Here is an 858-nt window from a genome sequence, read left to right as displayed (position 1 = left end):
CCCGTACAGCGCGCCTCCGCGGCTTTGTTTCAGCCATTTCTATTTCTCCCCTAGAGAGTTCATGACTCCCATCACTTACAAGATCACCCCATAGAGTCAAGATCACTTACAAGCACGGGAATCCATTGACGAATGCCAGAGACCGAAGCTACCGCCTCAGGCACCCCTTCGCATCACATACACGCAAACTCAGGGGAAAGAATTTTCGCAATCAGATTCACTATTCCACCGAATGGGCAGTCTCACCGCGTATCAGCCTTTGTCCCAAATAATCGGACAAAATGGCGCATAAATTGCGCCTAAACCAGGAAGAGGCGCTCCACTCAACCCGCGCTCTCATTGCACACGGGCAACCGCAAGCGTTACCGACTTGTGACCACCCACGGCGCGCCGAGCCAGGTTCTCATAACGTCTGACCGTTGAGGCGCTCCGCCGGTTCCACCCAGTCGACTCGCACTCACAGGTCAGTCACCCTCACAGACTCCGGATTCGTGGCGGAGATGTGCGGCGAGCAAACTCCTGGTCGTCGCTGTTGAGCTTCCCATGCTGGCGGCCTATCCGGCTGGCGAGCTGGCTGGTCACTTTGCCGGCCCGCGAGGCAAAGAGATTGTGCGTGATGGCGGCCTGCGTTTCGAGCTCGCTCACATTCACCCATTCCGTAGCGCGCTCCGCGTCGTACCATCCGCGCACATACAGAATCCGCTCGGTACCGATGGGGTTCGGCGCGAAGAGGCTCCGGTTCTGCTCTGGCGCCGCCTACTGGCCCCGCATCCGGGCGACCCTAACCACCCCGCGCCCGTATCTTCCGCCCTTGCCCATGTACTCGTATCACGAACGCCGGTGGGCCCACACCAACCG

Annotated in this window: 1 pseudogene; it reads right to left on the bottom strand. The window is 59.4% G+C overall.

Features of this window, described 5'->3' with window-relative positions:
* Positions 1-474: 474 nt before the first annotated feature.
* Positions 475-735, bottom strand: a pseudogene (locus tag ELR45_RS36290) (DUF5819 family protein); the annotation flags it as partial.
* Between the last annotated feature and the right edge of the window lie 123 nt (positions 736-858).

The organism is Phytoactinopolyspora endophytica (assembly GCF_004138495.1).
Lineage (GTDB): Bacteria > Actinomycetota > Actinomycetes > Jiangellales > Jiangellaceae > Phytoactinopolyspora > Phytoactinopolyspora endophytica.
The sequence above is the reverse complement of the archived record's forward strand: the minus strand, read 5'-3'. Positions and strand labels throughout refer to the sequence as shown.